The following is a 25,027-nucleotide window of genomic DNA, read 5'->3' as shown; positions in this document are numbered from 1 at the left end:
CCGGACTCCGTCCGGAGGGACCCCCAGAGGAGCGCTCTTGCCAGACGAGGTCCAGCCACTCTCCGCCGCGCAGCCCGACCCGCAGGCCGAACGGGCCGCGACGTCCCCCGCCACGCCCCCGCCGGCCCCGCCCGTGAAGCCGGTGCCCGCGAAGTCGGCGCCCGCGAAGTCGGCCGGGTCCTCCAACCGCGTGCGCGCCCGGCTCGCCCGCCTCGGCGTCCAGCGTTCCAACCCGTACAACCCGGTACTGGAACCCCTGCTCCGCATAGTCCGCAGCAACGACCCGAAGATCGAGACGGCCACGCTGCGCCAGATCGAGCAGGCGTACCAGGTCGCCGAGCGCTGGCACCGCGGTCAGAAGCGCAAGAGTGGCGACCCGTACATCACCCACCCGCTCGCGGTGACCACCATCCTCGCCGAGCTCGGCATGGACCCGGCCACCCTGATGGCCGGCCTGCTGCACGACACCGTCGAGGACACCGAGTACGGGCTGGAGGACCTGCGCCGCGACTTCGGCGACGCCGTGGCCCTGCTCGTCGACGGCGTCACCAAGCTCGACCGGGTCAAGTTCGGCGAGGCCGCGCAGGCCGAGACCGTGCGCAAGATGGTCGTCGCCATGGCCAAGGACCCACGCGTCCTGGTCATCAAGCTCGCCGACCGCCTGCACAACATGCGCACCATGCGCTACCTCAAGCGGGAGAAGCAGGAGAAGAAGGCCCGCGAGACCCTTGAGATCTACGCCCCGCTGGCGCACCGGCTGGGCATGAACACGATCAAGTGGGAGCTCGAAGACCTCGCCTTCGCGATCCTGTACCCCAAGATGTACGACGAGATCGTCCGCCTCGTCGCCGAGCGCGCGCCCAAGCGCGACGAGTACCTCACCGTCGTCACCGACGAGGTCCAGACGGACCTGCGCGCCGCCCGCATCAAGGCCACCGTCACCGGCCGCCCCAAGCACTACTACAGCGTCTACCAGAAGATGATCGTCCGCGGCCGCGACTTCGCCGAGATCTACGACCTGGTGGGCATCCGCGTCCTCGTCGACACCGTCCGGGACTGCTACGCGGCCCTCGGCACGGTGCACGCGCGCTGGAACCCGGTCCCCGGCCGGTTCAAGGACTACATCGCGATGCCCAAGTTCAACATGTACCAGTCGCTCCACACGACGGTCATCGGACCCAGCGGCAAGCCCGTCGAACTCCAGATCCGCACCTTCGACATGCACCGCCGCGCCGAGTACGGCATCGCCGCGCACTGGAAGTACAAGCAGCAGACCGTCGCCGGCACCTCCAAGGTCCGCACCGACGTCCCGCAGGCCGCCAAGGGCAGCGCCGGCCAGGACACGGTCAACGACATGGCCTGGCTGCGCCAGCTGCTGGACTGGCAGAAGGAGACCGAGGACCCGGGCGAGTTCCTCGACTCGCTGCGCTTCGACCTCTCCCGCAACGAGGTCTTCGTCTTCACGCCCAAGGGCGACGTCATCGCGCTGCCCGCCGGGGCCACCCCGGTGGACTTCGCGTACGCCGTCCACACCGAGGTCGGCCACCGGACGATAGGCGCCCGCGTCAACGGCCGCCTCGTCCCGCTCGAATCGACCCTCGACAACGGCGACCTCGTCGAGGTCTTCACCTCCAAGGCCGAGGGCGCGGGCCCGTCCCGCGACTGGCTGGGCTTCGTCAAGTCCCCGCGGGCCCGCAACAAGATCCGCGCCTGGTTCTCCAAGGAGCGCCGCGAGGAGGCCATCGAGCACGGCAAGGACGCCATCGCGCGGGCCATGCGCAAGCAGAACCTGCCGATCCAGCGCATCCTCACCGGCGACTCGCTCGTCACCCTCGCGCACGAGATGCGCTACCCCGACATCTCCTCCCTGTACGCGGCGATCGGCGAGGGCCACGTGGCCGCGCAGGGCGTCGTGCAGAAGCTGGTGCAGGCCCTCGGCGGCGAGGAGGCCGCCAACGAGGACATCGAGGAGAGCGTCCCGCCGTCGCGTGCCCGCGGCAAGCGGCGCGGCAACGCCGACCCCGGCGTCGTCGTCAAGGGCGTCGACGACGTCTGGGTCAAGCTGGCCCGCTGCTGCACCCCGGTCCCGGGCGACCCGATCATCGGATTCGTCACCCGCGGCAGTGGCGTATCGGTTCACCGCGCGGACTGCGTCAACGTGGACTCCCTCTCCCAGCAGCCCGAGCGGATGCTGGAAGTGGAATGGGCGCCCACCCAGTCCTCGGTCTTCCTGGTGGCCATCCAGGTCGAGGCGCTGGACCGGTCCCGGCTGCTGTCGGACGTCACGCGGGTCCTGTCGGACCAGCACGTGAACATCCTCTCCGCGGCCGTCCAGACCTCCCGCGACCGCGTGGCCACCTCCCGCTTCACCTTCGAGATGGGCGACCCGAAGCACCTGGGCCACGTCCTGAAGGCCGTTCGGGGTGTGGAGGGCGTGTACGACGTCTACCGTGTGACATCTGCAAGGAGGCCCTGACCAAGGCCTGACCGCCGCTCTCTGACGCCACCCCGGGGGGAACACGTGGCCGATGTCTTCCCGCGCGGGCTCGCCCGGCGCTTCGAACCCGTACGACCGGTCGGCCGGGGTGGCATGGGCACCGTCTTCGAGGCCGAGGACACGCTGCTGCGGCGGCGTGTCGCGGTCAAGGTCCTGACGGCCTACGGATCGGTGAGCGAGGCGGCGGCCAGGCGCTTCGAGGGCGAGGCGCGCGCCCTCGCCCGGATCAGCCACCCCAACGTGGTCGGCGTGTACGACGCGGGGGTCGACGAGGGCACGCCCTACCTCGTGATGGAGTTCCTCGACGGATCGGACATCTCCGAGCTGGTTCGCGCGGGCGGTGCGCTGCCCGTGGGCGAGGCCTGCCGGATCGCCGCCGACACCCTGGCCGGCCTCGGCGCCGCGCACCACAGGGGAGTGCTCCACCGCGACGTGAAGCCCGCCAACATCCGGCTCACCGCGAGCGGCCGGGTGGTCCTCTACGACTTCGGGCTGGCCCGGCTGACCGGCGAGGTCGCCATCACCAGCGCCAGCGACCTGCTCGGAACCCCTCAGTACATGGCCCCGGAACGGATCAGGGGCGAGCTGCCCGTGGCCGCCTCCGACGTGTACGGGGTGGGCGCCTGCCTGCACTTCATGCTGACCGGCGCCTCCCCGTTCGGTGAGGCGCACCACGTGGAGGTGCTGCTCGACCGGGTCATCCGCGACGGAATGCCCTCGCTGCACGACAGTCCGGTGGCGATCCCGGCCGGGCTCGCGGACGCGGTCGACGCGCTCAGCGCGCGGGACCTGAGTGCGCGCACCCCCAGCGCCGCCGCCGCGCAGGCCCTGATCCGGCCCTGGACGGACGAAGAGGACGTCACGCCGGACCGCGCCGGGCAGGAAGTCCGCCCCCTGGACAACCACGCTTCCGGAATGGAAATCCGCCCCCTGGACAACCACGCTGCCGGGGAGGAGGCCTTCACCCTGGACGACCACGCTTCCGGGCTGCCCGTTCCGCCGGGGCCACCCGTGCCTGCGCAGGTACCGATGCCCGTGCCCGTGCCCGTGCCCACGCCGAGGCTCGACGAGGAGGAGCCCGCGGAGGTTCCCCAGTACGACTGGGGCCTGGTCGACGTCCAGCCCGCTCAGAACCACTCGCTCCGGACCGGACACGTCACCCTCAGCCAGAGCACCCGCCGCCTGGTGCGCAGCCGGATGACCGAGCAGACCGCGCTGTCCCGGCAGCGCGAGGCGGTCGGCCTGATCCAGCGCGGGAACCTGCGGGAGGCCCTGGACCTGCTCGCCGGACTCGGAGCGTTCTGCGTGGAGACGCTGGGCCCGGCCCATCCGACCACGCTCGCCTGCCAGTACTGGCAGGCTGTGTGCCTGGCCCGGCTGGGCAGGGCGCCACAGGCGCTGGAGCTGTTCGCCCAAGTCAGCGCCCATCACGGACAGGGGAGGGGCACGGAGGATGCATGAGTACGAGTTACAGGTGGACCCGCACAGAGCGGGGCAGGGCCCGGAGACCGAACTGCGTTCCCTGCTGCTCTGGTTGAAGGAGGACGAATCGCTCCGCCGCGACGTACGCGGACGGATTCGGAGCGGCGAACCGACACCGACACCGACACCGGCACCGGCAGCGGATGGCACGCCGATGGGTTCGCCCGGCTTCGACCTCCTGCAACTGGCCGTCGGCAGCGGCCTGTCCGCCGGATCACTGCTGTTCGCCGTGCTCCAGTGGCAGACGTCCCGCCGCCGGCCTCCGGCGCTCACCGTGCGCCGCGGCCCGTACGAGATCACGCTCACCGGGGACGAGGCCGCCGACCCCGAAGGCCTGCGGCGCATCGTCGCGGCGCTGGAGAACGGAAGCGGGGACGAGGACGGGGCCGATGACGGGACTGCCTGACCCGGCGGCCTCGCGGGCGGTCCTCATCGGCAGCGCGGGCTACCGGCACCTGGCCGCGCTCCCGTCCGTCGAGTGCAACGTCAAGGACCTGGCCGCCGAGCTGTGCGACGCGACGATCTGGGGACTGCCCGAGCAGCACTGCACGCAAGTACTCGACCCCCAGCATCCCGCCGAGGTGCTCGACCCGGTCAACCGCGCGGGGGAGGAGGCCACCGACACGCTCCTGGTCTACTACTCCGGGCACGGCATGCGGGACGCGGCGACGGCCGACCTCTACCTCGCCCTCCAGGGCTCCCGCGAGCACGTCGGCTACACCGCCGTCGCCTACCAGCACCTGCGGGCCGCCCTGCGCGACTCGTCGGCCCGGCGCAAAGTGGTGCTGCTCGACTGCTGCTTCAGTGGCCGGGCCGCCAGCACCCTCGCCGGCGAGGAGGACGCGCTGGCCGCCCAGGCAGCGGTCGAGGGCGCGTACGTCCTCACCGCGTCCCCCCGCGACGCCGTGGCCCTGTCCCCTTATGGGGAGCGGCACACCGCCTTCACCGGCGAACTGCTGACCATCCTGCGCCAAGGGATCCACGACGGACCCGAACTGATCGACCTGGACACCCTGTGCCGCACCATGGAGGCCCGGCTGCGCGGCAAGAACCGTCCGCTTCCGCAGCACGCACAGGAAATGGGCATGGGCCGCCTCCGGCTGGTGCGCAACCGGGCGCGCGCCGTACGCGGCACCCCGGCCGGACCCGTCCTGGCCGCGGACATCCGCTCCGCCATGGTCGTCGCCGGGCTCGGGCTCGCCCGCACACTGCGTTCCGCGGGCCGCACCCGCGACGCCCTGCCCGTGCTGCGCCTCGCACTCCAGGAACGGGCGCCCGACGGCGAGGGGGACCCGCTCGCCGTACAGCTCGAACTCTCCGACATGCTGGAGGAGACCGGACAGACCCGCGAGGCCATGGAGGTGCTGGAGCAGGCCTTCCAGCAGGTCCACCGGTTCTACGGGCCCGAAGCCGTGCAGGTGTGCCGCCGCCTGGCCTCGCTGCTCCAGGAGTCCGGCAACCACATCCAGGCCTGCGAGGTGCTCGAACACGCCCTGGACCTGCTCCAGGACGGCAGCCGGGCCCTTCCGTGACCACCGGAACACGGAGCAGCCCCGGTACGAGGATCCGTACCGGGGCTGCTCCGAGATCCCGGGGGCGTCAGCCGCCGAACTCCTCCAGGCCCTTCAGGGCCTGGTCCAGGAGGGCCTGGCGGCCCTCCAGCTCGCGGGCCAGCTTGTCGGCCTTCGCGTTGTTGCCCGCCGCGCGGGCCGCGTCGATCTGCTCACGCAGCTTGTCGACCGCTGCCTGGAGCTGACCCGTCAGACCGGCCGCACGGGCCCGCGCCTCCGGGTTCGTACGACGCCACTCGCCCTCCTCGGCCTCCTGGATCGCCCGCTCCACCGTGTGCATCCGGCCCTCGACCTTCGGCCGGGCGTCGCGCGGCACGTGGCCGATGCCCTCCCAGCGCTCGTTGAGGGAGCGGAACGCGGCCCGGGCCGCCTTCAGGTCCGTGATCGGGACGAGCTTCTCGGCCTCCTCGGCCAGCTCCTCCTTCAGCTTCAGGTTCTCCACCTGCTCGGCGTCGCGCTCCGCGAACACCTCGCCGCGCGCCGCGAAGAACACGTCCTGCGCACCGCGGAAACGGTTCCACAGATCGTCCTCGGACTCGCGCTGGGCCCGGCCCGCCGCCTTCCAGTCCGCCATCAGCTCGCGGTAGCGGGCGGCCGTCGGACCCCAGTCGGCCGACTTCGACAGCGACTCGGCCTCCGCGACCAGCTTCTCCTTGACCTTGCGGGCGTCCTCGCGCTGCGCGTCGAGCGAGGCGAAGTGCGCCTTGCGGCGCTTGGAGAAAGCGGAACGGGCGTGCGAGAAGCGGTGCCACAGCTCGTCGTCCGACTTGCGGTCCAGGCGCGGCAGACCCTTCCAGGTGTCCACCAGGGCCCGCAGCCGCTCGCCCGCGCTGCGCCACTGGTCGCTCTGCGCCAGCTGCTCGGCCTCGGCCACCAGCGCGTCCTTGGCCGCACGGGCCTCGTCCGTCTGCTTGGCCTTCTGGACCTTGCGCTCCTCGCGCCGCGAGTCCACGGTCGCGACCAGCTTGTCCAGCCGGACGCGCAGGGCGTCGAGGTCGCCCACGGCGTGGTGCTCCTCCACCTGCGTGCGCAGGTGGTCGATGGCCGTCTGCGCGTCCTTGGCGGACAGATCGGTGGTCCGCACCCGCCGTTCGAGGAGGCCGATCTCGACCACCAGGCCCTCGTACTTGCGCTCGAAGTAGGCCAGGGCCTCCTCAGGGGTGCCCGCCTGCCAGGAGCCGACGACCTTCTCGCCCTCGGCAGTACGCACGTACACGGTGCCCGTCTCGTCGACACGGCCCCACGGGTCGCTGCTCACAGCGCCTCCTCCACCTGATGCCTGCGAGGGGTTCACCCCCTGGGCACCGTCCACAGTTTCCGGGGGCGGGCAGCGCCCGCCCTGCACAACGCCAACATAGGCGACCGCCGGGCCGGCTGTCCGCATCCCGCACGACGGAATATCGCCGTACGGGGCGGACGCCGGCCGGGCCCGAGGCCGCCGGAACCCGTCAGTTCCGGGTCACGGCGCCCTTCTGGACGGTCACCGGGGTCTTCGGGGCCCCGTCCTGGCCGCCGTCGGCCGTACCGGCCTTGGCCACCTCCTCCAGCGCCTTCAGACCTGCCGCGTCGATCTTGCCGAACGGCGTGTACGACGGAGCCAGCGGGCTGTCCTTGTAGACCAGGAAGAACTGGCTGCCGCCGCTGTGCGGCTGGCCGGTATTGGCCATCGCCACCGTGCCCGCCGGGTAGATCACCTGGCCCTGCTCGTTCGGCTTGCCCAGCGAGTCGAGGTTCTCGTCCGCGATCGTGTAGCCGGGGCCGCCCATGCCCGTGCCCTCCGGGTCGCCGCACTGCAGCACGAAGATCCCGGAAGTGGTCAGGCGGTGGCACTTGGTGTTGTCGAAGAAGCCCTTGTCCGCGAGCGCCTTGAACGAGTTGACGGTCTCCGGCGTCTTCGCCGCGTCCATCTCGAACTTGATCTCACCCGCGGTGGTCTTCAGGTCGAACGTGTACTTCGCGTTCTTGTCGATCGCCATCGCCGGCGCGGGCGAGGTCTTCGGCGAGGGCGAGGCCGACGGGTTCGCCGCCGGGTCCGCCGCGCTGTCCTTCTTGTCCTTGTCGAACACGCCGCCCACGACGAGGCCCACCAGCGTCGCGACCACTACGGCCACCGCCGCACCGATCACCGCCGCCCGCTGCCGTGCCTTGCGCCGGGCCTCGCCCCGGCGCTTCTGCTGGCGCTCGTACTTCTCCCTGGCGAGCTGTCGCCGCCGCTGATCGCTCGTGACCACCGGGTCGTCTCCTTGTACGTGTATGGCACCGCTGTCCGGGCTCGGTTAGGCCGTACCGTATATGGGTTCGCTGTGGAACGAGCGGCGCCGGTAGGCTCTGAGCAGCAGCATTCCGATCTCGGCCGCTGCTGAAGCTCCCGCCGGACGACGATTGAGGACGAACGTGCTGATTGCCGGGTTCCCCGCCGGGGCCTGGGGGACCAACTGTTACGTGGTCGCCCCCGCCGCCGGTGAGGAGTGCGTCATCATCGACCCGGGCCACCAGGCCACCCGGGGTGTCGAGGAGACGCTGAAGAAGCATCGGCTCAAGCCCGTCGCGGTCGTCCTCACCCATGGCCACATCGACCACGTGGCCTCGGTGGTCCCGGTGTGCGGAGCGCACGACGTACCGGCCTGGATCCACCCCGAGGACCGCTTCATGATGAGCGACCCGGAGAAGGCGCTGGGCCGCTCCCTGGGGGCGCAGCTGATGGGCGAGCTCACGGTGGGGGAGCCCTCCGACGTGAAGGAGCTCAGCGACGGCGCGAAGCTGGCACTGGCGGGCATGGAGCTCACCGTGTCGCACGCGCCCGGGCATACCAGGGGGTCGGTGACCTTCGGGATGCCCGAGGCGGGGGACATCCCGCCGCTGCTGTTCTCGGGCGACCTGCTCTTCGCCGGCTCCATCGGACGTACCGACTTCCCGGGCGGCAGCCACGCGGACATGCTCGAGTCGCTGGCCCGCGTGTGCCTGCCGCTCGACGACTCGACCGTGGTGCTGCCCGGTCACAACGAGCACACGACCATTGGCCGTGAGCGCGCCACCAACCCGTACCTGCGGCAGGTGGCCGCCGGCCTGGGAGACGGTTTCACGTCTCCACGACGAGGAATGTGACGAGAGTTTCGTGAGCACCTTCAAGGCCCCCAAGGGCACGTACGACCTGATCCCGCCGTACTCGGCGAAGTACCTGGCCGTCCGCGACGCCATCTCCGGCCCCCTGCGGCTGTCCGGCTACGGGTACGTCGAGACGCCGGGCTTCGAGGACGTCGACCTGTTCGCGCGCGGTGTCGGCGAGTCCACCGACATCGTGACCAAGGAGATGTACACCCTCACGACGAAGGGCGGGGCCAACCTCGCGCTGCGTCCCGAGGGCACCGCGTCCGTGCTGCGCGCGGCGCTGGAGGCGAACCTGCACAAGGCCGGCGGCCTGCCGGTGAAGCTCTGGTACTCGGGCTCCTACTACCGGTACGAGCGCCCGCAGAAGGGCCGCTACCGCCACTTCTCGCAGGTGGGTGCCGAGGCGATCGGCGCCGAGGACCCGGCGCTGGACGCCGAGCTGATCATCCTGGCCGACCAGGCGTACCGCACGCTGGGCCTGCGCAACTTCCGGATCCTGCTGAACTCGCTGGGCGACAAGGAGTGCCGCCCGGTGTACCGGGAGGCGCTCCAGGCCTTCCTGGGCGGGCTGGACCTGGACGAGGAGACCGTGCGCCGGGCCGAGATCAACCCGCTGCGCGTCCTCGACGACAAGCGCGCCGAGGTGCAGAAGCAGCTGCTCGGCGCGCCGATGCTGCGGGACTACCTGTGCGACGCGTGCAAGGCGTACCACGAGGAGGTCCGGGCGCTGATCACGGCCGCCGGGGTCGCCTTCGAGGACGACGAGAAGCTGGTGCGCGGGCTGGACTACTACACGCGGACCACGTTCGAGTTCGTGCACGACGGGCTGGGCTCGCAGTCCGCGGTCGGCGGCGGCGGCCGCTACGACGGCCTGTCCGAGATGATCGGCGGACCGGCCCTGCCGTCGGTGGGCTGGGCGCTGGGCGTGGACCGTACGGTGCTGGCGCTCGAAGCGGAGGGTGTCGAGCTGGACATCCCGCCGGCGACGTCCGTGTTCGCGGTGGCGCTGGGCGAGGCGAAGCCGGTGCTGTTCGGGCTGGTCACGGAGCTCCGCAAGGCCGGCGTCGCGGCGGACATCTCGTACGGGGGCAAGGGCCTCAAGGGCGCGATGAAGGACGCCAACCGGTCGGGGGCGCGCTTCGCGATCGTCGCGGGCGACCGCGACCTCGCCGAGGGCGTCGTCCAGCTGAAGGACATGGAGTCCGGGGAGCAGTCCCCGGTCGCCGTGGCGGACGTGGTCGCCCTCCTGCGCACCAAGCTGGCCTGACGCAAGCAGTCAGAGGAGGTCGTGCCGCATGGCCGTGGTCACCGCGGCCGTGCGGTCCGTGACCTCCAGCTTGCCGAAGATGCGCAGCAAGTGCGTCTTGACGGTGGATTCCGCGACGAACAGGCGGCGGCCGATCTCCGCGTTCGTCGCGCCCTCCGCGACCAGCCGCAGGACCGCGACCTCGCGGTCGGAGAGGCGGGGGCGCTCGGGGCGGGTGCGGAGGCGGTCGACCAGGCGGCCCGCCACCGACGGGGCCAGGACCGTCTCGCCCCGCACGGCCGCGCGGATCGCGTCGGCCAGTTCCGCCCGCGCCATGTCCTTCAGCAGGTAGCCGGCCGCCCCCGCCTCCACCGCCCGCAGGATGTCCCGGTCGTTCTCGTACGTCGTCAGGACCACGACCCTGACCGGCAGCCCGGCCGCGGTGATCCGGGCGATCGACTCGACGCCGTCGCCGCCCGGCATCCTCAGGTCCATCAGGACCAGGTCCAGGCCGCCGGGGACCAGCTCCGCGGCCAGCGCCTCCGCCTGCGGGCCGTTCGCGGCCTCCGCGACGACCTCCAGGTCCGGCTCCGCGCTCAGCATGCCGCGCAGGCCCTCCCGTACCACCGGGTGGTCGTCGGCCAGCAGGATACGGATCATGGTCTGCGGCTCCTCAGCAGATCGGGAGTGTCACGGTGACGGTGGTTCCTGCCGCTGCGGCGCTTTCGACCGCCGCCGTGCCGCCGACCTCCGCCGCGCGGGCGCGCAGCCCCCGCAGGCCGTAGCCCGACGCCGGGGCCGCCGGCTCGAAGCCGCGACCGGTGTCCCGGACCGTGACGGTCAGTTCGCCGTCACCGTAGGCCAGGGACACCGAGCAGCGGGCTGCGGCCCCCGCGTGCTTCGCCGCGTTCGACAGCGACTCCTGGCAGGACCGCAGGGCCACCACCTCCAGCGCCGCGGCCAGCGGCCGCACTTCCCCGGTCACCGAGACCGCCGCCGGCGGGTCCTGCCGGGCCGCGAGGCGGCGTACGGCGTCCGGCAGGGAGCCGGCGTCCAGGTCGGCGGGGACGCCGCCCGCCACCAGGGCCCGGGCCTCGGACAGGTTCTGCCGGGCGGTGGCGGCCATCAGCTCCAGATGCCGGTGGGCCTGCTCCGGGTCGGTGTCCAGCTCCGACTGCACGGCCTGGACCAGCATCAGCAGGCTCGTGAAGCCCTGGGCGAGGGTGTCGTGGATCTCGCGGGACATGCGTTCCCTTTCCGCATGGGCGCCCTGTGCGGCGGAGAGCCGGGCCACCTCCTCCCGGCTGGCGTCGAGTTCGGCGATCAGTGAGGCCCGCTCCTGGCTCTGCTCGATGATCCGGATGATCCAGGCGCCGAAGAAGGAGGAGAAGGCGAAGGTGACGAACGAGCTGACCGCGTTGATGAAGACGATGTGTCCGGCCGGCTGCCACAGGAGCGCCCACCCGGCCACCGGCATCAGCGCCACCACCGCCATCATGCCGATCGCCCGGCGCAGCGGCAGCAGCATGAAGCAGTGCGGGGCGAGCGCGAAGGTGATCAGCCGGGTCTCGCCCACCAGGAAGGCGGCGGGCAGGAACAGGGCCAGCATCACGCCCAGGTAGCGCACGGCCCGGCCCGGTTCGGTCCAGGGATCCTTCAGGAGCAGGGGCCGGCCGGCCCACGCGTACCAGGGGATCAGCAGCGTGAGCAGGGCGGCGGCGGGGACCCGGTACGACAGCGAGGGGAAGTCCGCGCCCAGGACGAAGGCCACGGTCGCGACCCACACGAGGCCGAAGTAGAGGTCCCACGGCCCGAACGCGCGGTCCCAGACGTGGGATTCACGCGCCCCGGCCGTCCCGGTGAAGCCGTTCAGCCGTCGCGGCGGTTCTTCCACTTGAAGGTCAGCAGACACAGGACCAATCCTCCGACGACCCAGGCCCCCAGGACCAGGGCGACCTTTCCGTACTCCCAGCTGCCCGCCTGCTCCAGGACGGCCGCGGACTCCGGCAGGAACACCCCGCGCAGACCCTGGCACATCCACTTCAGCGGGAACAGCGCGCCGATGTTCAGCAGCCAGTCCGGGATCGTGTTGACCGGGATGAAGACGCCGGAGATGAACTGGAGGATCAGGAACGGAAGGACGACCACCGAGCTCGCGCTCTTGCCGGACTTGGGCAGGCTGCTGATGGCGATGCCGAGCAGCGCGCAGCCGGTGAGGCCGAGGGTGAAGATCCAGCCGAAGGTGAGCCACTTGGCGGCCGAGGCCGGCAGGTCGAGGTCGAACAGGGTGGAGCCGACGAGCAACAGGATCGCGGTCTCGGCGAGTCCGGTGGCGAGCACCATCCAGACCTTGCCGAGGAAGTACGCGGCCGGGGGCATCGGGGTCCCGCGCAGCCGGCGCAGCACCTTCTCGTCCCGTTCGACGGCGATCGAGATGCCGAGCGACTGGAAGCTGGTGGACATGATGCCCGCGGCGACCATGCCGGCCGCGTACAGCTGGGAGGCGGTGACACCGGTGTTCTCCACGCTGTCGCGGAAGATCGAGGCGAAGAGGGCGAGGAAGACGATGGGGAAGGCGAAGGTGAAGATCATCGCGTCGCGCTGGCGGACGAACTGCTTGATCTCCAGGGCCCCGCGGCTCAGGCCCAGGGTCCAGGCGCCGGGCAGCGCCTTCGCGGCCGCGGCGGCCCGGCCGCCGGTCGTCGCGGTCGTGGCGGTGGTGGTCATCGTGCGTCCTCCGGCTGCTGCGCGGTCGTGGGTACGAGCTGGCCCGTGAGGCGCAGGTACACGTCCTCCAGGGTGGGCCGGCCGATCTTCAGCCCCGGGATCTCGCCCTCGAAGCGGGCCATGAGCTCGGCGACCGTACGGGTGGGGGTCTCGGTGGCGACGCTCTGCGGGGTGCCGTCGGCCCCGGTCCACTCGACGGTGGCGCCGGTGCCGAAGCGGGAGCGCAGCTCGGCCGGTTCGCCCTCGGCGACGACCTTGCCGCTCGCGATGACGGCCAGGCGGTCGGCGAGGGCCTCTGCCTCCTCCAGGTAGTGCGTGGTGAGCACGATGGTGGTGCCCTCTGCGGCGAGCAGCCGGATCAGGTCCCAGAACTGGCGGCGGGCCGCCGGGTCGAAGCCGGTCGTCGGCTCGTCGAGGAGCAGCAGCTCGGGATCGCCGATGACGCCGAGCGCCACGTCGAGCCGCCGCCGCTGGCCGCCCGAGAGCCCCTTCACGCGCTGGTCGCGCTTCTGCTCCAGGCCGACCAGGGCGATGACCTCGGCCGGGTCGCGCGGGGCCGGGTAGTAGCGGGCGAAGTGCTCGACCGTCTCCCGTACCGTCAGCTCGGCGGGCGCCGACTCGTCCTGCCAGACGATCCCGACGCGCGAGCGCCAGGCCCGACCGGCGCCGGCCGGGTCCGCGCCGAGCACGCTGACCTCGCCCCCGTCCCGTTCCCGGTGGCCCTGAAGGATCTCCACCGTGGTGCTCTTGCCGGCGCCGTTGGGCCCGAGGAGGCCGAAGACCTCGCCCTGGCGGATCGTCAGATCGAGTCCGTCCACCGCGGTGACCTCGCCGTACTGTTTGCGAAGCCCCCGTACTTCCACCGCGTTCTGTGTCATGCCTCAAATGGTCTGGCGGAACGCGTTCCGCCGGTCCCCCCGTGCGTACGTCCTTATGTCCACCGAACGGTGGACACACAGCTCCGTACGGCACAATGGCCGGTGCTTGTTGACCTTGCAGATGTGGAGCGGGCGGTATGACGACACGAGGTACGGACGCAGACACCGCCCCGCGGACGGTCGGCGCGAGCAGGGCCCTGGCCGTGCTCCTGGTGATCACGGGCGCCCTGGGACTGCTCGCGGCCTGGGTGATCACGATCGACAAGTTCAAGCTGCTGGAGGACCCGAACTTCACGCCGGGCTGCAGCCTGAACCCGATCGTCTCCTGCGGCAACATCATGAAGAGCGAGCAGGCGTCCGCCTTCGGCTTCCCGAACCCGATGCTGGGGCTGGTCGCGTACGGCATCGTCGTCTGCGTCGGCATGAGCGTGCTGGCCGGGGCCCGGTTCCGGCCCTGGTACTGGCTGACCCTCAACGCGGGCATGCTGTTCGGCGTCGGATTCTGCACCTGGCTGATGTACCAGTCGCTGTACAACATCAACTCGCTGTGCCTGTGGTGCTGCCTGGCCTGGGTCGCCACGATCTTCATGTTCTGGTACGTCACGGCGTTCAACGTGCGCGAGCGGCTGCTGCCCGCCCCGGGCTGGCTGCGGGCCTTCCTCGACGAGTTCACCTGGGTGCTGCCGGTGCTGCACGTCGGGATCATCGGCATGCTGATCCTGACGCGCTGGTGGGACTTCTGGACCTCCTGAGGGCGCGGCCCGCTGTCGGCGGGCTCGCTTAGGCTTCCTGTGTGGAACCAGACCTGTTCACCGCCGCTGCCGAAGACCGCCGGGAGAAGGATCCGGCGAGCTCCCCGCTCGCCGTCCGGATGCGCCCGCGCACCCTGGACGAGGTCGTCGGCCAGCAGCACCTGCTGAAGCCCGGATCACCGCTGCGACGCCTGGTCGGGGACGGGGCGGGCGGTCCGGCCGGAGCCTCGTCGGTGATCCTGTGGGGCCCGCCGGGCATCGGCAAGACCACCCTCGCGTACGTGGTGAGCCAGGCGACGCAGAAGCGGTTCGTGGAGCTGTCGGCCATCACGGCGGGCGTGAAGGAAGTGCGCGCCGTCATCGAGGGCGCCAAGCGGGCGGCCGGCGGGTACGGCAAGGACACGGTCCTCTTCCTCGACGAGATCCACCGCTTCAGCAAGGCCCAGCAGGACTCGCTGCTCCCCGCCGTCGAGAACCGCTGGGTGACGCTGATCGCCGCGACCACGGAGAACCCGTACTTCTCGATCATCTCCCCGCTGCTGTCGCGGTCGCTGCTGCTCACGCTGGAGCCGCTCACGGACGAGGACCTCAGCGCGCTGATGCGGCGCGCGCTGACGGAGGAGCGCGGGCTGGGCGGGGCGGTGACCCTGCCGGCGGACGCGGAGGCGCACCTGCTGCGGATCGCGGGCGGCGACGCCCGGCGGGCGCTGACGGCGCTGGAGGCGGGTGCCGGGTCGGCGATCGCCAAGGGGGAGTCCGAGATCAGCCTCCAGACGGTGGAGGAGGCGGTCGACCGGGCGGCGGTGAAGTACGACCGGGACGGCGACCAGCACTACGACGTGGCGAGCGCGCTGATCAAGTCGATCCGCGGCTCGGACGTGGACGCCGCGCTGCACTACCTGGCGCGGATGATCGAGGCCGGGGAGGACCCGCGGTTCATCGCGCGCCGCCTGATGATCTCGGCGAGCGAGGACATCGGGCTGGCGGACCCCACGGCACTGCCCCTCGCGGTGGCGGCGGCGCAGGCGGTGGCGATGATCGGCTTCCCGGAGGCGGCGCTGACCCTCTCGCACGCGACGATCGCCCTGGCCCTGGCCCCGAAGTCGAACACCGCGACGACCGCGATCGGAGCGGCCCTGGCGGACGTCCGGGCGGGCCTGGCGGGCCCGGTGCCGACGCATCTGCGGGACGGCCACTACAAGGGCGCGGCCAAGCTGGGCCACGCGGTGGGGTACGTGTACCCGCACGACGTCCCGGGCGCGATCGCGGCGCAGCAGTACGCCCCCGACACGGTGCACGGGAAGCGGTACTACGAACCGACCCGCTACGGGGCCGAGGCCCGCTACGCGGACGTGGTCGAAAAGGTCCGCGAACGCCTCCGCGGCGGCAATTGCGGCCCGGCCGGAGCTTGAGGGCGGGGGAGGGCTCCGCGCGGCGGTCACGGCATGCGGCGGATGCGGCCGGACCCTACGCTCCGGGGCATGAGACTTCGCGCTTCGCTGCCGGCGCTGGCTGCGGTGCTGCTGCTCGGCGGGTGCCACCACAGCGCCGGTGAGACGGCGCGGGCCAGCGCCGCCGGGCTGGTGGGGCGGGTGCCGCTCGTCGACCCCGGGTTCCCGCCGGGCGCGGCCACGGCCAAGGATCAGCTGGCCCGGCTCACCGTCGAGTGGGGCAAGAACTGGGAGACGTACGAGCGGGAGAAGTTCGGCAGGTACTGGTCCGACGACACCGACGCCGTCGGCGGCCGCAACGGCTGCGACACCCGGGACGACGTCCTGCGCCGCGACCTGAGCGAGCTGCGCGAGGGCGACCGCAACCCCTGCGTCGTGGTCTCCGGAGTGCTGCACGATCCGTACACCGGCAAGACCCTCCCGTACTCCTACCGCAAGGCCTCGCAGATCCAGACCGACCACGTGGTCGCGCTCGGCGCCGCCTGGCGGGGCGGTGCGTACGCCTGGACGCCGCAGCGCAGGCTCGCGTACGCGAACGACCTGGACGTCCTGCTCGCCGTGGACAAGCAGACCAACCAGGACAAGGGCAGCAGGACCGCCGACAAATGGCAGCCGCCCCGCGCGGCGTACCGCTGCGAGTACGCCCGCCGCTACGTCGGGATCAAGGCCAGGTACGGGCTGTCCGTGACCCCGCCGGAGAAGACCGCCCTGCAGGACATGCTCGCGACCTGCCCGGCCGCCGCCGGCTAGGGGGTGTCCCCTGGACGCCGGTCAGCCGCCCGCCGCCGCGAACAGGGTGTGCATCGCCCGGCGCAGCTCGCAGACGTCGCGTACCGGCGCCGGGAAGTCGAAGCGGGCGTCGAAGGGGGAGCCGTCGCCCGTGAAGCGGACCCGCAGGCCCAGCCGGTCCAGGGCGAGCGGCACCGCGGTCGTGCCGGCGCTCTCCCGCGGGCCCAGCAGCGCGCACAGGTCCGCGATCCGGTCGCGGTGCGCGGCGGCCAGGTGCTGGAGGAGCTCCGTCTCGTGGTTCACCATCGGGTCGGGCTCCGCCGCGGCCAGCTCCTCGGGGTCCACGTGCTCGGCGCCCCACAGGTCGTCCACCGAGATCTCACCGACCTCCAGGCGCAGCATCACGAAGGACGGCCGGCCGTGCAGCCCGAGGAGCTCGCCCACCGGCCGGCGCTCCGCCAGCAGTGCGGCGCAGGCCGCGCGGTCGTCCCCGCGCACCTGGGTCAGCCACCCGGCGAGCCGCGCGCGGCCTCGGATACGATGTGGAACGGACACCGGCGCCACATCCGTGATCTCGATCACGGCGGTGAGGTCGTCGTCCTGGGCGTAAGCGGCCGCTCTGGCAGCCGCGGATTCCCCTGACACCAGGAGAATCACGTCCCCGTCCGGGGTGACGGTCCGCGCGGCCGGCATCCCTGCCCCGAACTCTGCCTGGTCAAGCGATCGCACCTGGTCGAAAGCACCCGGCAGCATGAGGGATACTGAGGCGTTGGACTCTACGAGGGTTCGTACGCGTTCGGCTCCGGTGAGCTGCCGAACGCCTTCCCTGGGACGCGGCTGACCTTGCTTATCGTCGGCGCAAGCGGATTCTGTTTCGTCTGAATCCGAACTGCGTTGCGCACTGGGCAGGGGGATCCCATGTGGTCGAGACATTACGTCCTCCTCGATAAGGTAAGCCTCACCTAACTTACATGGAGGTAGGTTCCACGTGAACCAGAAGCGACCCAAGGTCAAGAAGTCGCGTGCCCTCGGCATTGCGCTGACCCCGAAGGCCGTCAAGTACTTCGAGGCCCGCCCCTACCCGCCGGGCGAGCACGGCCGTGGCCGCAAGCAGAACTCGGACTACAAGGTTCGTCTGCTGGAGAAGCAGCGTCTGCGCGCTCAGTACGACATCTCTGAGCGTCAGATGGCCCGCGCGTACGACCGCGCCAAGAAGGCCGAAGGCAAGACGGGCGAGGCGCTTGTCGTCGAGCTCGAGCGTCGCCTCGACGCCCTGGTCCTGCGTTCGGGCATCGCCCGCACCATCTACCAGGCCCGCCAGATGGTCGTTCACGGCCACATCGAGGTCAACGGTGACAAGGTCGACAAGCCGTCGTTCCGTGTCCGCCCGGACGACGTCATCACGGTGCGCGAGCGCAGCCGCGAGAAGGTTCCGTTCCAGGTTGCCCGTGAGGGTGGCTACGCAGGCGAGGGCGAGACCCCCCGTTACCTGCAGGTCAACCTGAAGGCCCTGGCCTTCCGCCTGGACCGCGACCCGAACCGCAAGGAAATCCCGGTCATCTGCGACGAGCAGCTCGTCGTCGAGTACTACGCCCGCTGATCCAGCGGCCGTAGCCTCACAGGCTGGTCAGCCCGCCGGTTCCCCTCTGGGGGAGCCGGCGGGCTTCCTGTTTTCGGCGGACCCCGAATTCCGGTACGGCGGTGGATCTCCGGCGCGATAGGCTCGGAGAAAGACTTGTCCAGTGATCACATGCAGAGACCTGCAGAGAGCGGTGCAACGTGTCCGGTGGAGAGGTGGCCGGGATCCTCGTGGCCGTCTTCTGGGCCATTCTGGTCTCCTTCCTCGCCGTGGTGCTGGTGAGGCTGGCCCAGGTGCTCAAGGCGACCACCAAGCTGGTGGCCGACGTGACCGAGCAGGCCGTCCCGCTGCTCGCGGACGCCTCCACCACCGTCCGCTCCGCGCGCACCCAGCTCGACCGGGTCGACGCGATCGCGAGCGACGTCCAGGAAGTCACCTCGAACGCCTCCGCGCTGTCCTCCACCGTGGCCTCCACCTTCGGCGGGCCGCTGGTCAAGGTCGCGGCCTTCGGCTACGGCGTCCGCAAGGCACTGGGCAAATCCACGGAAGCCGCGCCGCAGCGGGCGTCCCGACGTACCGTGATCGTTGGCCGTACGGTGCCGGCGGCCCGGCGCCGGAAGCAGAAGGGCTGAAACCTCCGATGTTCCGCCGAGCCTTCTGGTTCACCGCCGGCGCAGCCGCCGGCGTATGGGCCACCACCAAGGTCAACCGCCAGCTCAAGAAGCTGACACCGGAGAGCCTCGCCGCCCAGGCCGCCGACAAGGCCGTGGAGGCGGGTCACCGCCTCAAGGACTTCGCCCTCGACGTCAAGGCGGGAATGTCCCAGCGCGAGGACGAGCTGAACGACGCACTGGGACTGCACCAGGATCCCGACCGGCCGGACAACGTCACCGCCCTCCCCGGGCCGCGGCTGCGGGCCATCCAGAACGACAAGACCACCCACTCGAACCTTTCGTACAACCGGAATGAGGACCACTGATGGAGTCGGCTGAAATCCGCCGCCGCTGGCTGAGCTTCTTCGAGGAGCGCGGTCATGCCGTCGTCCCTTCGGCGTCGCTCATCGCGGACGACCCGACTCTGCTGCTGGTCAACGCGGGCATGGTCCCGTTCAAGCCGTACTTCCTCGGTGAGACCAAGCCGCCGGCCCCGCGGGCCACCAGCGTGCAGAAGTGCGTCCGTACGCCGGACATCGAAGAGGTCGGCAAGACCACCCGCCACGGCACGTTCTTCCAGATGTGCGGCAACTTCTCCTTCGGCGACTACTTCAAGGAAGGCGCCATCAAGTACGCCTGGGAGCTGCTCACCGGCTCCGTGGCGGACGGCGGCTACGGCCTGGAGCCGGAGAAGCTCTGGATCACCGTCTACCTCGACGACGACGAGGCCGAGCAGATCTGGCGCGAGAAGATCGGCGTCCCCGCCGAGCGCATCCAGCGCCTGGGCAAGAAGGACAACTTCTGGTCCATGGGCGTCCCTGGTCCCTGCGGCCCGTGCTCGGAGATCAACTACGACCGCGGCCCCGAGTTCGGCGTCGAGGGCGGCCCGGCCGTCAACGACGAGCGCTACGTGGAGATCTGGAACCTGGTCTTCATGCAGTACGAGCGCGGCGCCGGCGACGGGAAGGAAGACTTCCCGATCCTCGGCGACCTGCCGTCGAAGAACATCGACACCGGTCTCGGCCTCGAACGCCTCGCGATGATCCTGCAGGGCGTGCAGAACATGTACGAGACCGACACCCTGCGCGTGGTCATGGACAAGGCCACCGAGCTGACCGGCGTGCAGTACGGCGCCGCCCGGAACACCGACGTCTCGATGCGCGTGGTCGCCGACCACATCCGCACCTCCGTCATGCTCATCGGCGACGGCGTCACCCCCGGCAACGAGGGCCGCGGCTACGTGCTGCGCCGCATCATGCGCCGCGCCATCCGCAACATGCGCCTCATGGGCGCCACCGGCCCGGTCGTCCAGGACCTGGTCGACGTCGTGATCAACACGATGGGCCAGCAGTACCCGGAGCTGGTCACCGACCGCAAGCGCATCGAGACCGTCGCGCTCGCCGAAGAGGCCGCCTTCCTCAAGGCCGTCAAGGGCGGCACGAACATCCTCGACACCGCCGTGACCGATACCAAGGCCGCCGGCGGCACGGTCCTCTCCGGCGACAAGGCGTTCCTGCTCCACGACACCTGGGGCTTCCCGATCGACCTCACCCTGGAGATGGCCGCCGAGCAGGGCCTCTCCGTGGACGAGCCCGGCTTCCGCCGCCTGATGCAGGAGCAGCGCGACCGGGCCAAGGCCGACGCCAAGGCCAAGAAGACCGGCCACGCGGACATGTCCGCCTACCGGGAGATCGCCGACGGCTCCGGCGCCACCGAGTTCACCGGCTACGCCACCACCCAGGGCGAGTCCACCATCGTCGGCCTCCTGGTCAACGGCGTCTCCGCGCCCGCCGCCTCCGAGGGCGACGAGGTCGAGGTCGTTCTCGACCGCACCCCCTTCTACGCCGAGGGCGGCGGCCAGCTCGCCGACCAGGGCCGGATCAAGCTCGACTCGGGCGCCGTCATCGTCGTCCGCGACGTCCAGCAGCCGGTTCCGGGCGTCTCCGTGCACAAGGGCTCCGTGCAGGTCGGCGAGGTGACGGTGGGCGCCTCCGCGTACGCCGCCATCGACATCAACCGCCGCCGGGCCATCGCCCGCGCCCACTCGGCCACGCACCTGACCCACCAGGCGCTGCGCGACGCGCTGGGCCCGACGGCCGCCCAGGCCGGTTCCGAGAACTCGCCCGGCCGCTTCCGCTTCGACTTCGGCTCGCCGAACGCCGTCCCCGGCACGGTCCTCACCGACGTCGAGCAGAAGATCAACGACGTGCTCTCCCGCGAGCTCGACGTCACCGCCGAGATCATGAGCATCGACGAGGCGAAGAAGCAGGGCGCCATCGCCGAGTTCGGCGAGAAGTACGGCGAGCGCGTGCGCGTCGTGACCATCGGCGACTTCTCCAAGGAGCTGTGCGGCGGAACCCACGTCGCCAACACCGCCCAGCTGGGTCTGGTGAAGCTGCTCGGCGAGTCCTCCATCGGCTCCGGCGTGCGCCGTGTCGAGGCCCTCGTCGGCGTGGACGCGTACAACTTCCTCGCCAAGGAGCACACGGTCGTCGCCCAGCTCCAGGAGCTGGTCAAGGGCCGTCCGGAGGAGCTGCCGGAGAAGATCGCCTCCATGCTCGGCAAGCTGAAGGACGCCGAGAAGGAGATCGAGAAGTTCCGCGCGGAGAAGGTCCTCCAGGCCGCCGCCGGTCTCGCCGCGAACGCCCAGGACATCCACGGCGTCGCCCTCGTCGTCGGCACCGTCCCGGACGGCACCGGCGCCGACGACCTGCGCAAGCTGGTCCTCGACGTCCGAGGCCGCATCCAGGGCGACCGCCCGGCCGTCGTGGCCCTGTTCACCACGGCGGGCGGCCGCCCGCTGACGGTCATCGCCACCAACGAGGCGGCCCGCGAGCGCGGCCTCAAGGCCGGCGACCTGGTCCGCACCGCCGCCAAGACCCTCGGCGGCGGCGGTGGCGGCAAGCCGGACGTGGCCCAGGGGGGCGGGCAGAACCCGGCCGCCATCCCCGAGGCCATCGCCGCGGTCGAGCGTCTCGTCGTCGAGACGGCCTGACCATGACACTGCGCCGTGGCCGCCGTCTCGCCATCGACGTCGGGGACGCCCGGATCGGGGTCGCCTCGTGCGACCCCGATGGGGTCCTCGCCACACCGGTGGAAACCGTTCCGGGGCGGGACATCCCCTTCGCCCACCGGCGGCTGCGGCAGCTCGTCGAGGAGTACGAGCCCCTCGAAGTCGTGGTCGGCCTGCCCCGCTCGCTCAGCGGGCGGGAGGGGCCGGCCGCGGCCAAGGTGCGCGCCTTCGCCATGGAACTGGCCAAGGGCATCAAGCCGGTGACGGTCCGTCTGGTGGACGAGCGGATGACCACGATCACCGCCGCCCAGGGGCTGCGGGCCTCGGGACGGAACGCCAAGAAGGGCCGCTCGGTGATCGACCAGGCGGCCGCGGTGGTGATCCTTCAGAACGCTCTTGAGACCGAACGGGTATCAGGTAATCCTCCCGGTGAGTGCGTCGAAGTGGTTGTCTGATCGCGGTACGGTAACGTTCCGCGCGATGCGGCGGCATTCGAACAAGTCGTCGCCCACCACTTCAGAGGCGGAACCGGGTGCCGCGGCGGACAGGGCCGTTGCCTCCGTCTCGCGGCTCTAGGGGACCGATGACTGAGTATGGCCGGGGCCGTGGCCCCGAACCGTGGCACCCGGAGGACCCCCTGTACGGGGACCAGGGGTGGACCGGGCACGAGGCCCAGCAGGCTCAGGTGCCCTACTCCGGTGGCCCCCAGCAGCAGTACCCGCAGGAGCCGCAGTACCAGCAGGATCCCCAGTTCCCGCAGTACCAGCAGGATCCGCAGTACCAGCAGCAGTACGTGGAGCAGGGCCAGTATCCGGATCAGCAGCAGGGCTATGCCCCGCAGCAGCCCCACCAGGCCCACGAGCAGCTGTACCAGCAGCCGCAGCAGCCGATGTACGACGGCCAGGGCCAGGGCCAGGGCTGGGACACCGGCCAGGTCCAGGTCCAGGCGCAGGCCCAGTACGCCTCCGTCCCGCAGGCCGACCCGTACCTCGGCGCCGACCCGTACGCCCAGCAGCCCGTCGGCGGCTACCCGGGTGAGGCCCCCGACCTCTACGGCACGCCCGAGGCCTACCCGCCGCCGCAGCCCCCGGGCCGGCGCCACCTGGTCACCGAGCAGGAGCAGGACCAGGAGCCGGAATCCGAGTACGCCGATGAGACGGCCGACGAGGGTTCCACGGAGGCGCCCGGCGAGGACGGCGACTCCGACACCCCGGGCGGCGGCGGACGCCGCGGCCGCTCGAAGGACAAGAAGCCCAAGGGCCGCAACGGCGCGGCGTGCCTGATCGCCGCCGTCGTGATCGTGGGCGTCCTCGGCGGTGGCGGTTACTACGGCCTGGACTACCTCAAGTCCAAGTTCAGCACCGGCGAGGACTACGCCGGCGAGGGCGAGGGCTCCGTCACCATCGACATCCCCAAGGGCACCGGCATGGGGGAGATGGGCCGCATCCTGAAGGCGCAAGGCGTCGTCAAGAGCGCCGACGCGTTCGTCGCCGCCGCCAAGGCCAACCCCAAGGGCGGCGCCATCCAGGCAGGCTCCTACACGATGAAGGAGCACATGTCGGGCAAGGCGGCCGTCGACCTGATGGTGGGCGGCGCCGGCGTCAACGCGCTGGACGTCATCCCCGGCTGGAAGACCAGCCAGGTCTACAAGGCCATCGACGAGCGCCTCAAGCTCAAGGAGGGCACGACCAAGGACATCGCCACCAAGGAGGCGAAGGACCTCGGTCTGCCCGACTGGGCCAACAGCAAGGACCTCAAGGACCCGCTGGAGGGCTTCCTCTACCCGGCCCGCTACGACCTGAGCAAGGACGCGACCCCCCAGTCCATGCTCAAGCAGATGATCGCCAAGTCCAACGAGGCCTACGCGAGCGCGGACGTCAAGGGCCAGGCCTCCAAGCTGGGCCTCTCCAGCCCGCTGCAGCTCGTCACCGTGGCGAGCCTCGTCCAGGCCGAGGGCAAGTACCAGCACGACTTCGACAAGATCTCCCGGGTCGTCTACAACCGGCTCAAGCCGGGCAACACGGAGACCTACGGCCTGCTCGACTTCGACTCCACGGTCAACTACGTGAGGGGCCAGAGCACCCTGGACGTGGGGTCCGTCAACGACCTCCGCCAGATCGACGACCCGTACAACACGTACAAGATCAAGGGCCTGCCGCCCGGACCGATCGGCAGCCCGGGCCCCGACGCGCTCAAGTCGGCGATCAACCCGGCCACCGGTCCCTGGTATTACTTCGTGTCGGTGAACGAGAACGAGACGCTGTTCGCCGCGACGAACGCCGAGCACAACAGGAACCGCCAGAAGTACGAAGAGGAGAGGAAGAAGGAAGGGCAGTGATACGCGCAGCCGTGCTCGGTTCACCGATCGAGCACTCCCTTTCACCGGTGCTGCACCGCGCCGCGTACCAGGAGCTCGGCCTCGACGACTGGTCGTACGACCGCTTCGAGATGGACGAGGACGCGCTCCCGCAGTTCGTCGCCGGCCTGGGCCCCGAGTGGGCCGGGCTGTCGCTGACGATGCCGCTCAAGCGCGCGGTCATCCCGCTGCTCGACGGCATCAGCGACACCGCCGCCTCGGTCGAGGCGGTCAACACGGTCGTCCTGACCCGGGACGGCCGGCGCCTCGGCGACAACACCGACATCCCGGGGATCGTTTCCGCGCTCCACGAGAACGGCGTCGACAAGGTGGAGCGCGCCACCATCCTCGGCGCCGGGGCCACCGCCTCCTCGGCCCTGGCCGCGCTCGCCCGGATCTGCTCCGGCGAGGTCACGGTGTACGTGCGCTCCCGGGCCCGCGCCGACGAGATGCAGGAGTGGGGCGAGCGCCTGGACGTGGCCGTCCGTACGGCCGACTGGGCGGACGCCGCCGACGGGCTGGGCGCGCCGCTGGTCATCGCGACGACCCCGGCACGGGCCACGGACTGGCTGGCCGCCCACGTACCGGCCGGTGCGGGGACCCTCTTCGACGTCCTGTACGACCCCTGGCCGACCGCGCTCGCGGCGTCCTGGTCGCAGCGCGGCGGCCGGCTCCTCGGCGGCCTGGACCTCCTCGTCCACCAGGCGGTGCTCCAGGTCGAGCAGATGACCGGCCGGCACACCGCGCCGCTGGCCGCCATGCGGGCCGCGGGCGAGGCCGCGCTGCGAGCCCGCCACTGACCGGCCGCCGCTGCCGCACCCGCCGTCGCACCCGCTGCCGCCGCACCTGATGCACTGCGCGGGCCGATCTTGCCCGCGTACGGCCGCACTCGCCAGGGTGAGCCCGGGTGCACGGCCGTCCGCCAGCTGGACCGGAGGGCGGTGCACCGGCCCGGACATGGGAGGATCGGGTATGGCGGGTCCGG

Annotated in this window: 23 protein-coding genes; 16 read left to right on the top strand and 7 right to left on the bottom strand. The window is 71.1% G+C overall.

Going from position 1 to position 25,027, the window contains the following annotated elements; all coding sequences use genetic code 11:
• Positions 1 to 37: 37 nt before the first annotated feature.
• The 4 genes from ACIQU4_RS37535 to ACIQU4_RS37520 are packed head-to-tail and all read left to right on the top strand — an operon-like array spanning position 38 to position 5,511.
• Positions 38 to 2,476, top strand: a complete 2,439-nt coding sequence (locus ACIQU4_RS37535; RefSeq protein ID WP_403740811.1) for a RelA/SpoT family protein — start codon at positions 38 to 40, stop codon at positions 2,474 to 2,476.
• A 45-nt stretch (positions 2,477 to 2,521) separates the two neighbouring features.
• Entirely contained in the window at positions 2,522 to 3,958 is a 1,437-nt protein-coding gene (locus ACIQU4_RS37530; RefSeq protein WP_403740808.1) for a protein kinase, read from the top strand.
• Positions 3,951 to 4,385, top strand: coding sequence for a hypothetical protein (locus tag ACIQU4_RS37525; RefSeq protein WP_403740805.1), 435 nt, complete (start codon positions 3,951 to 3,953; stop codon positions 4,383 to 4,385). Before ACIQU4_RS37530 ends, ACIQU4_RS37525 begins: the two co-directional genes overlap by 8 nt.
• Positions 4,369 to 5,511, top strand: coding sequence for a caspase family protein (locus ACIQU4_RS37520; protein ID WP_403740802.1), 1,143 nt, complete (start codon positions 4,369 to 4,371; stop codon positions 5,509 to 5,511). Before ACIQU4_RS37525 ends, ACIQU4_RS37520 begins: the two co-directional genes overlap by 17 nt.
• Before the next feature lie 67 nt (positions 5,512 to 5,578).
• On the opposite strand, the gene ACIQU4_RS37515 is transcribed toward ACIQU4_RS37520, so the two are convergent.
• Positions 5,579 to 6,808, bottom strand: a complete 1,230-nt coding sequence (locus ACIQU4_RS37515; protein ID WP_403740800.1) for a DUF349 domain-containing protein — start codon at positions 6,806 to 6,808, stop codon at positions 5,579 to 5,581.
• 190 nt (positions 6,809 to 6,998) lie between these two features.
• A complete protein-coding gene (locus ACIQU4_RS37510; protein ID WP_403740797.1) occupies positions 6,999 to 7,781 on the bottom strand; it encodes a peptidylprolyl isomerase in 783 nt (260 codons plus the stop codon).
• A 163-nt stretch (positions 7,782 to 7,944) separates the two neighbouring features.
• Here ACIQU4_RS37510 and ACIQU4_RS37505 point away from each other — a divergent pair, with 163 nt between their 5' ends.
• Together ACIQU4_RS37505 and hisS are read left to right on the top strand one after the other, a co-directional pair.
• The gene (locus ACIQU4_RS37505) at positions 7,945 to 8,655 is read left to right on the top strand and encodes an MBL fold metallo-hydrolase (RefSeq protein ID WP_403740794.1); all 711 of its coding nucleotides are present in this window, start codon (positions 7,945 to 7,947) and stop codon (positions 8,653 to 8,655) included.
• Between the two features lie 10 nt (positions 8,656 to 8,665).
• On the top strand, positions 8,666 to 9,925 hold the full coding sequence (gene hisS / locus ACIQU4_RS37500; protein WP_403740791.1) for a histidine--tRNA ligase: 1,260 nt from the start codon (positions 8,666 to 8,668) through the stop codon (positions 9,923 to 9,925).
• 9 nt (positions 9,926 to 9,934) lie between these two features.
• Here the strand turns inward: hisS and ACIQU4_RS37495 are convergent, their stop codons facing one another.
• Genes ACIQU4_RS37495 through ACIQU4_RS37480 form a run of 4 tightly spaced genes read right to left on the bottom strand, consistent with a single transcriptional unit; the run spans position 9,935 to position 13,509 of the window.
• The gene (locus ACIQU4_RS37495; RefSeq protein ID WP_403740788.1) at positions 9,935 to 10,564 is read right to left on the bottom strand and encodes a response regulator; all 630 of its coding nucleotides are present in this window, start codon (positions 10,562 to 10,564) and stop codon (positions 9,935 to 9,937) included.
• 13 nt (positions 10,565 to 10,577) lie between these two features.
• Positions 10,578 to 11,816, bottom strand: coding sequence for a sensor histidine kinase (locus ACIQU4_RS37490; RefSeq protein WP_403740785.1), 1,239 nt, complete (start codon positions 11,814 to 11,816; stop codon positions 10,578 to 10,580).
• Positions 11,774 to 12,631, bottom strand: a complete 858-nt coding sequence (locus ACIQU4_RS37485; protein WP_403740783.1) for an ABC transporter permease — start codon at positions 12,629 to 12,631, stop codon at positions 11,774 to 11,776. Before ACIQU4_RS37485 ends, ACIQU4_RS37490 begins: the two co-directional genes overlap by 43 nt.
• Positions 12,628 to 13,509, bottom strand: a complete 882-nt coding sequence (locus tag ACIQU4_RS37480) for an ABC transporter ATP-binding protein (RefSeq protein ID WP_403740781.1) — start codon at positions 13,507 to 13,509, stop codon at positions 12,628 to 12,630. Before ACIQU4_RS37480 ends, ACIQU4_RS37485 begins: the two co-directional genes overlap by 4 nt.
• Positions 13,510 to 13,646: 137 nt before the next feature.
• On the opposite strand from ACIQU4_RS37480, the gene ACIQU4_RS37475 reads away from it, so the two are divergent.
• From ACIQU4_RS37475 to ACIQU4_RS37465, 3 genes are all read left to right on the top strand, one after another.
• A complete protein-coding gene (locus ACIQU4_RS37475) occupies positions 13,647 to 14,261 on the top strand; it encodes a vitamin K epoxide reductase family protein (RefSeq protein ID WP_385590386.1) in 615 nt (204 codons plus the stop codon).
• Between the two features lie 41 nt (positions 14,262 to 14,302).
• Positions 14,303 to 15,673: a replication-associated recombination protein A gene (locus tag ACIQU4_RS37470; protein ID WP_403740778.1), complete on the top strand. Its 1,371-nt coding sequence runs from the start codon at positions 14,303 to 14,305 to the stop codon at positions 15,671 to 15,673.
• Positions 15,674 to 15,742: 69 nt separating this feature from the next.
• Positions 15,743 to 16,462 (top strand): HNH endonuclease family protein, encoded by a 720-nt coding sequence (locus ACIQU4_RS37465; RefSeq protein WP_403740776.1) that lies wholly within the window; start codon positions 15,743 to 15,745, stop codon positions 16,460 to 16,462.
• Positions 16,463 to 16,483: 21 nt separating this feature from the next.
• Here ACIQU4_RS37465 and ACIQU4_RS37460 read toward each other — a convergent pair whose 3' ends face one another.
• Entirely contained in the window at positions 16,484 to 17,194 is a 711-nt protein-coding gene (locus ACIQU4_RS37460; protein ID WP_403740774.1) for a DUF2470 domain-containing protein, read from the bottom strand.
• A 235-nt stretch (positions 17,195 to 17,429) separates the two neighbouring features.
• On the opposite strand from ACIQU4_RS37460, the gene rpsD reads away from it, so the two are divergent.
• From rpsD to ACIQU4_RS37425, 7 genes are all read left to right on the top strand, one after another.
• Positions 17,430 to 18,041, top strand: coding sequence for a 30S ribosomal protein S4 (gene rpsD, locus ACIQU4_RS37455; protein ID WP_008740451.1), 612 nt, complete (start codon positions 17,430 to 17,432; stop codon positions 18,039 to 18,041).
• A gap of 179 nt (positions 18,042 to 18,220) precedes the next feature.
• Positions 18,221 to 18,652 (top strand): DUF948 domain-containing protein, encoded by a 432-nt coding sequence (locus ACIQU4_RS37450; protein ID WP_078622116.1) that lies wholly within the window; start codon positions 18,221 to 18,223, stop codon positions 18,650 to 18,652.
• Positions 18,653 to 18,660: 8 nt separating this feature from the next.
• A complete protein-coding gene (locus ACIQU4_RS37445) occupies positions 18,661 to 18,999 on the top strand; it encodes a DUF6167 family protein (RefSeq protein WP_403740769.1) in 339 nt (112 codons plus the stop codon).
• The gene (gene alaS / locus ACIQU4_RS37440) at positions 18,999 to 21,668 is read left to right on the top strand and encodes an alanine--tRNA ligase (RefSeq protein WP_403740766.1); all 2,670 of its coding nucleotides are present in this window, start codon (positions 18,999 to 19,001) and stop codon (positions 21,666 to 21,668) included. Before ACIQU4_RS37445 ends, alaS begins: the two co-directional genes overlap by 1 nt.
• Positions 21,669 to 21,670: 2 nt before the next feature.
• Positions 21,671 to 22,141 carry a Holliday junction resolvase RuvX gene (ruvX, locus tag ACIQU4_RS37435; RefSeq protein ID WP_403740763.1) on the top strand — a complete coding sequence of 157 codons (471 nt, stop codon included), beginning with the start codon at positions 21,671 to 21,673 and terminating at the stop codon, positions 22,139 to 22,141.
• Positions 22,142 to 22,269: 128 nt separating this feature from the next.
• The gene (gene mltG / locus ACIQU4_RS37430; protein WP_403740759.1) at positions 22,270 to 24,024 is read left to right on the top strand and encodes an endolytic transglycosylase MltG; all 1,755 of its coding nucleotides are present in this window, start codon (positions 22,270 to 22,272) and stop codon (positions 24,022 to 24,024) included.
• Complete coding sequence (locus tag ACIQU4_RS37425) at positions 24,021 to 24,842, top strand: shikimate dehydrogenase (RefSeq protein WP_403740757.1); 822 nt, start codon at positions 24,021 to 24,023, stop codon at positions 24,840 to 24,842. The genes mltG and ACIQU4_RS37425 overlap by 4 nt, the downstream gene beginning before the upstream one ends.
• The last annotated feature ends 185 nt before the right edge of the window (positions 24,843 to 25,027 follow it).

It is taken from the genome of Streptomyces sp. NPDC090741, assembly GCF_044769045.1.
GTDB lineage: Bacteria > Actinomycetota > Actinomycetes > Streptomycetales > Streptomycetaceae > Streptomyces.
Note: the sequence above shows the minus strand (reverse complement) of the source record. Positions and strands in the feature narration are given on the sequence as shown.

What these genes read in the sequence shown, in the direction of transcription:
- ACIQU4_RS37520 (WP_403740802.1), top strand. Translation starts at nt 4,369, where the DNA reads ATGACGGGACTGCCTGACCCGGCGGCCTCGCGGGCGGTCCTCATCGGC.
- ACIQU4_RS37495 (WP_403740788.1), bottom strand. Translation starts at nt 10,564, where the DNA reads ATGATCCGTATCCTGCTGGCCGACGACCACCCGGTGGTACGGGAGGGC.
- mltG (WP_403740759.1), top strand. Translation starts at nt 22,270, where the DNA reads ATGACTGAGTATGGCCGGGGCCGTGGCCCCGAACCGTGGCACCCGGAG.
- ACIQU4_RS37460 (WP_403740774.1), bottom strand. Translation starts at nt 17,194, where the DNA reads ATGCTGCCGGGTGCTTTCGACCAGGTGCGATCGCTTGACCAGGCAGAG.
- ruvX (WP_403740763.1), top strand. Translation starts at nt 21,671, where the DNA reads ATGACACTGCGCCGTGGCCGCCGTCTCGCCATCGACGTCGGGGACGCC.
- ACIQU4_RS37445 (WP_403740769.1), top strand. Translation starts at nt 18,661, where the DNA reads ATGTTCCGCCGAGCCTTCTGGTTCACCGCCGGCGCAGCCGCCGGCGTA.
- ACIQU4_RS37485 (WP_403740783.1), bottom strand. Translation starts at nt 12,631, where the DNA reads ATGACCACCACCGCCACGACCGCGACGACCGGCGGCCGGGCCGCCGCG.
- ACIQU4_RS37475 (WP_385590386.1), top strand. Translation starts at nt 13,647, where the DNA reads ATGACGACACGAGGTACGGACGCAGACACCGCCCCGCGGACGGTCGGC.
- ACIQU4_RS37465 (WP_403740776.1), top strand. Translation starts at nt 15,743, where the DNA reads ATGAGACTTCGCGCTTCGCTGCCGGCGCTGGCTGCGGTGCTGCTGCTC.
- alaS (WP_403740766.1), top strand. Translation starts at nt 18,999, where the DNA reads ATGGAGTCGGCTGAAATCCGCCGCCGCTGGCTGAGCTTCTTCGAGGAG.
- ACIQU4_RS37525 (WP_403740805.1), top strand. Translation starts at nt 3,951, where the DNA reads ATGCATGAGTACGAGTTACAGGTGGACCCGCACAGAGCGGGGCAGGGC.
- ACIQU4_RS37480 (WP_403740781.1), bottom strand. Translation starts at nt 13,509, where the DNA reads ATGACACAGAACGCGGTGGAAGTACGGGGGCTTCGCAAACAGTACGGC.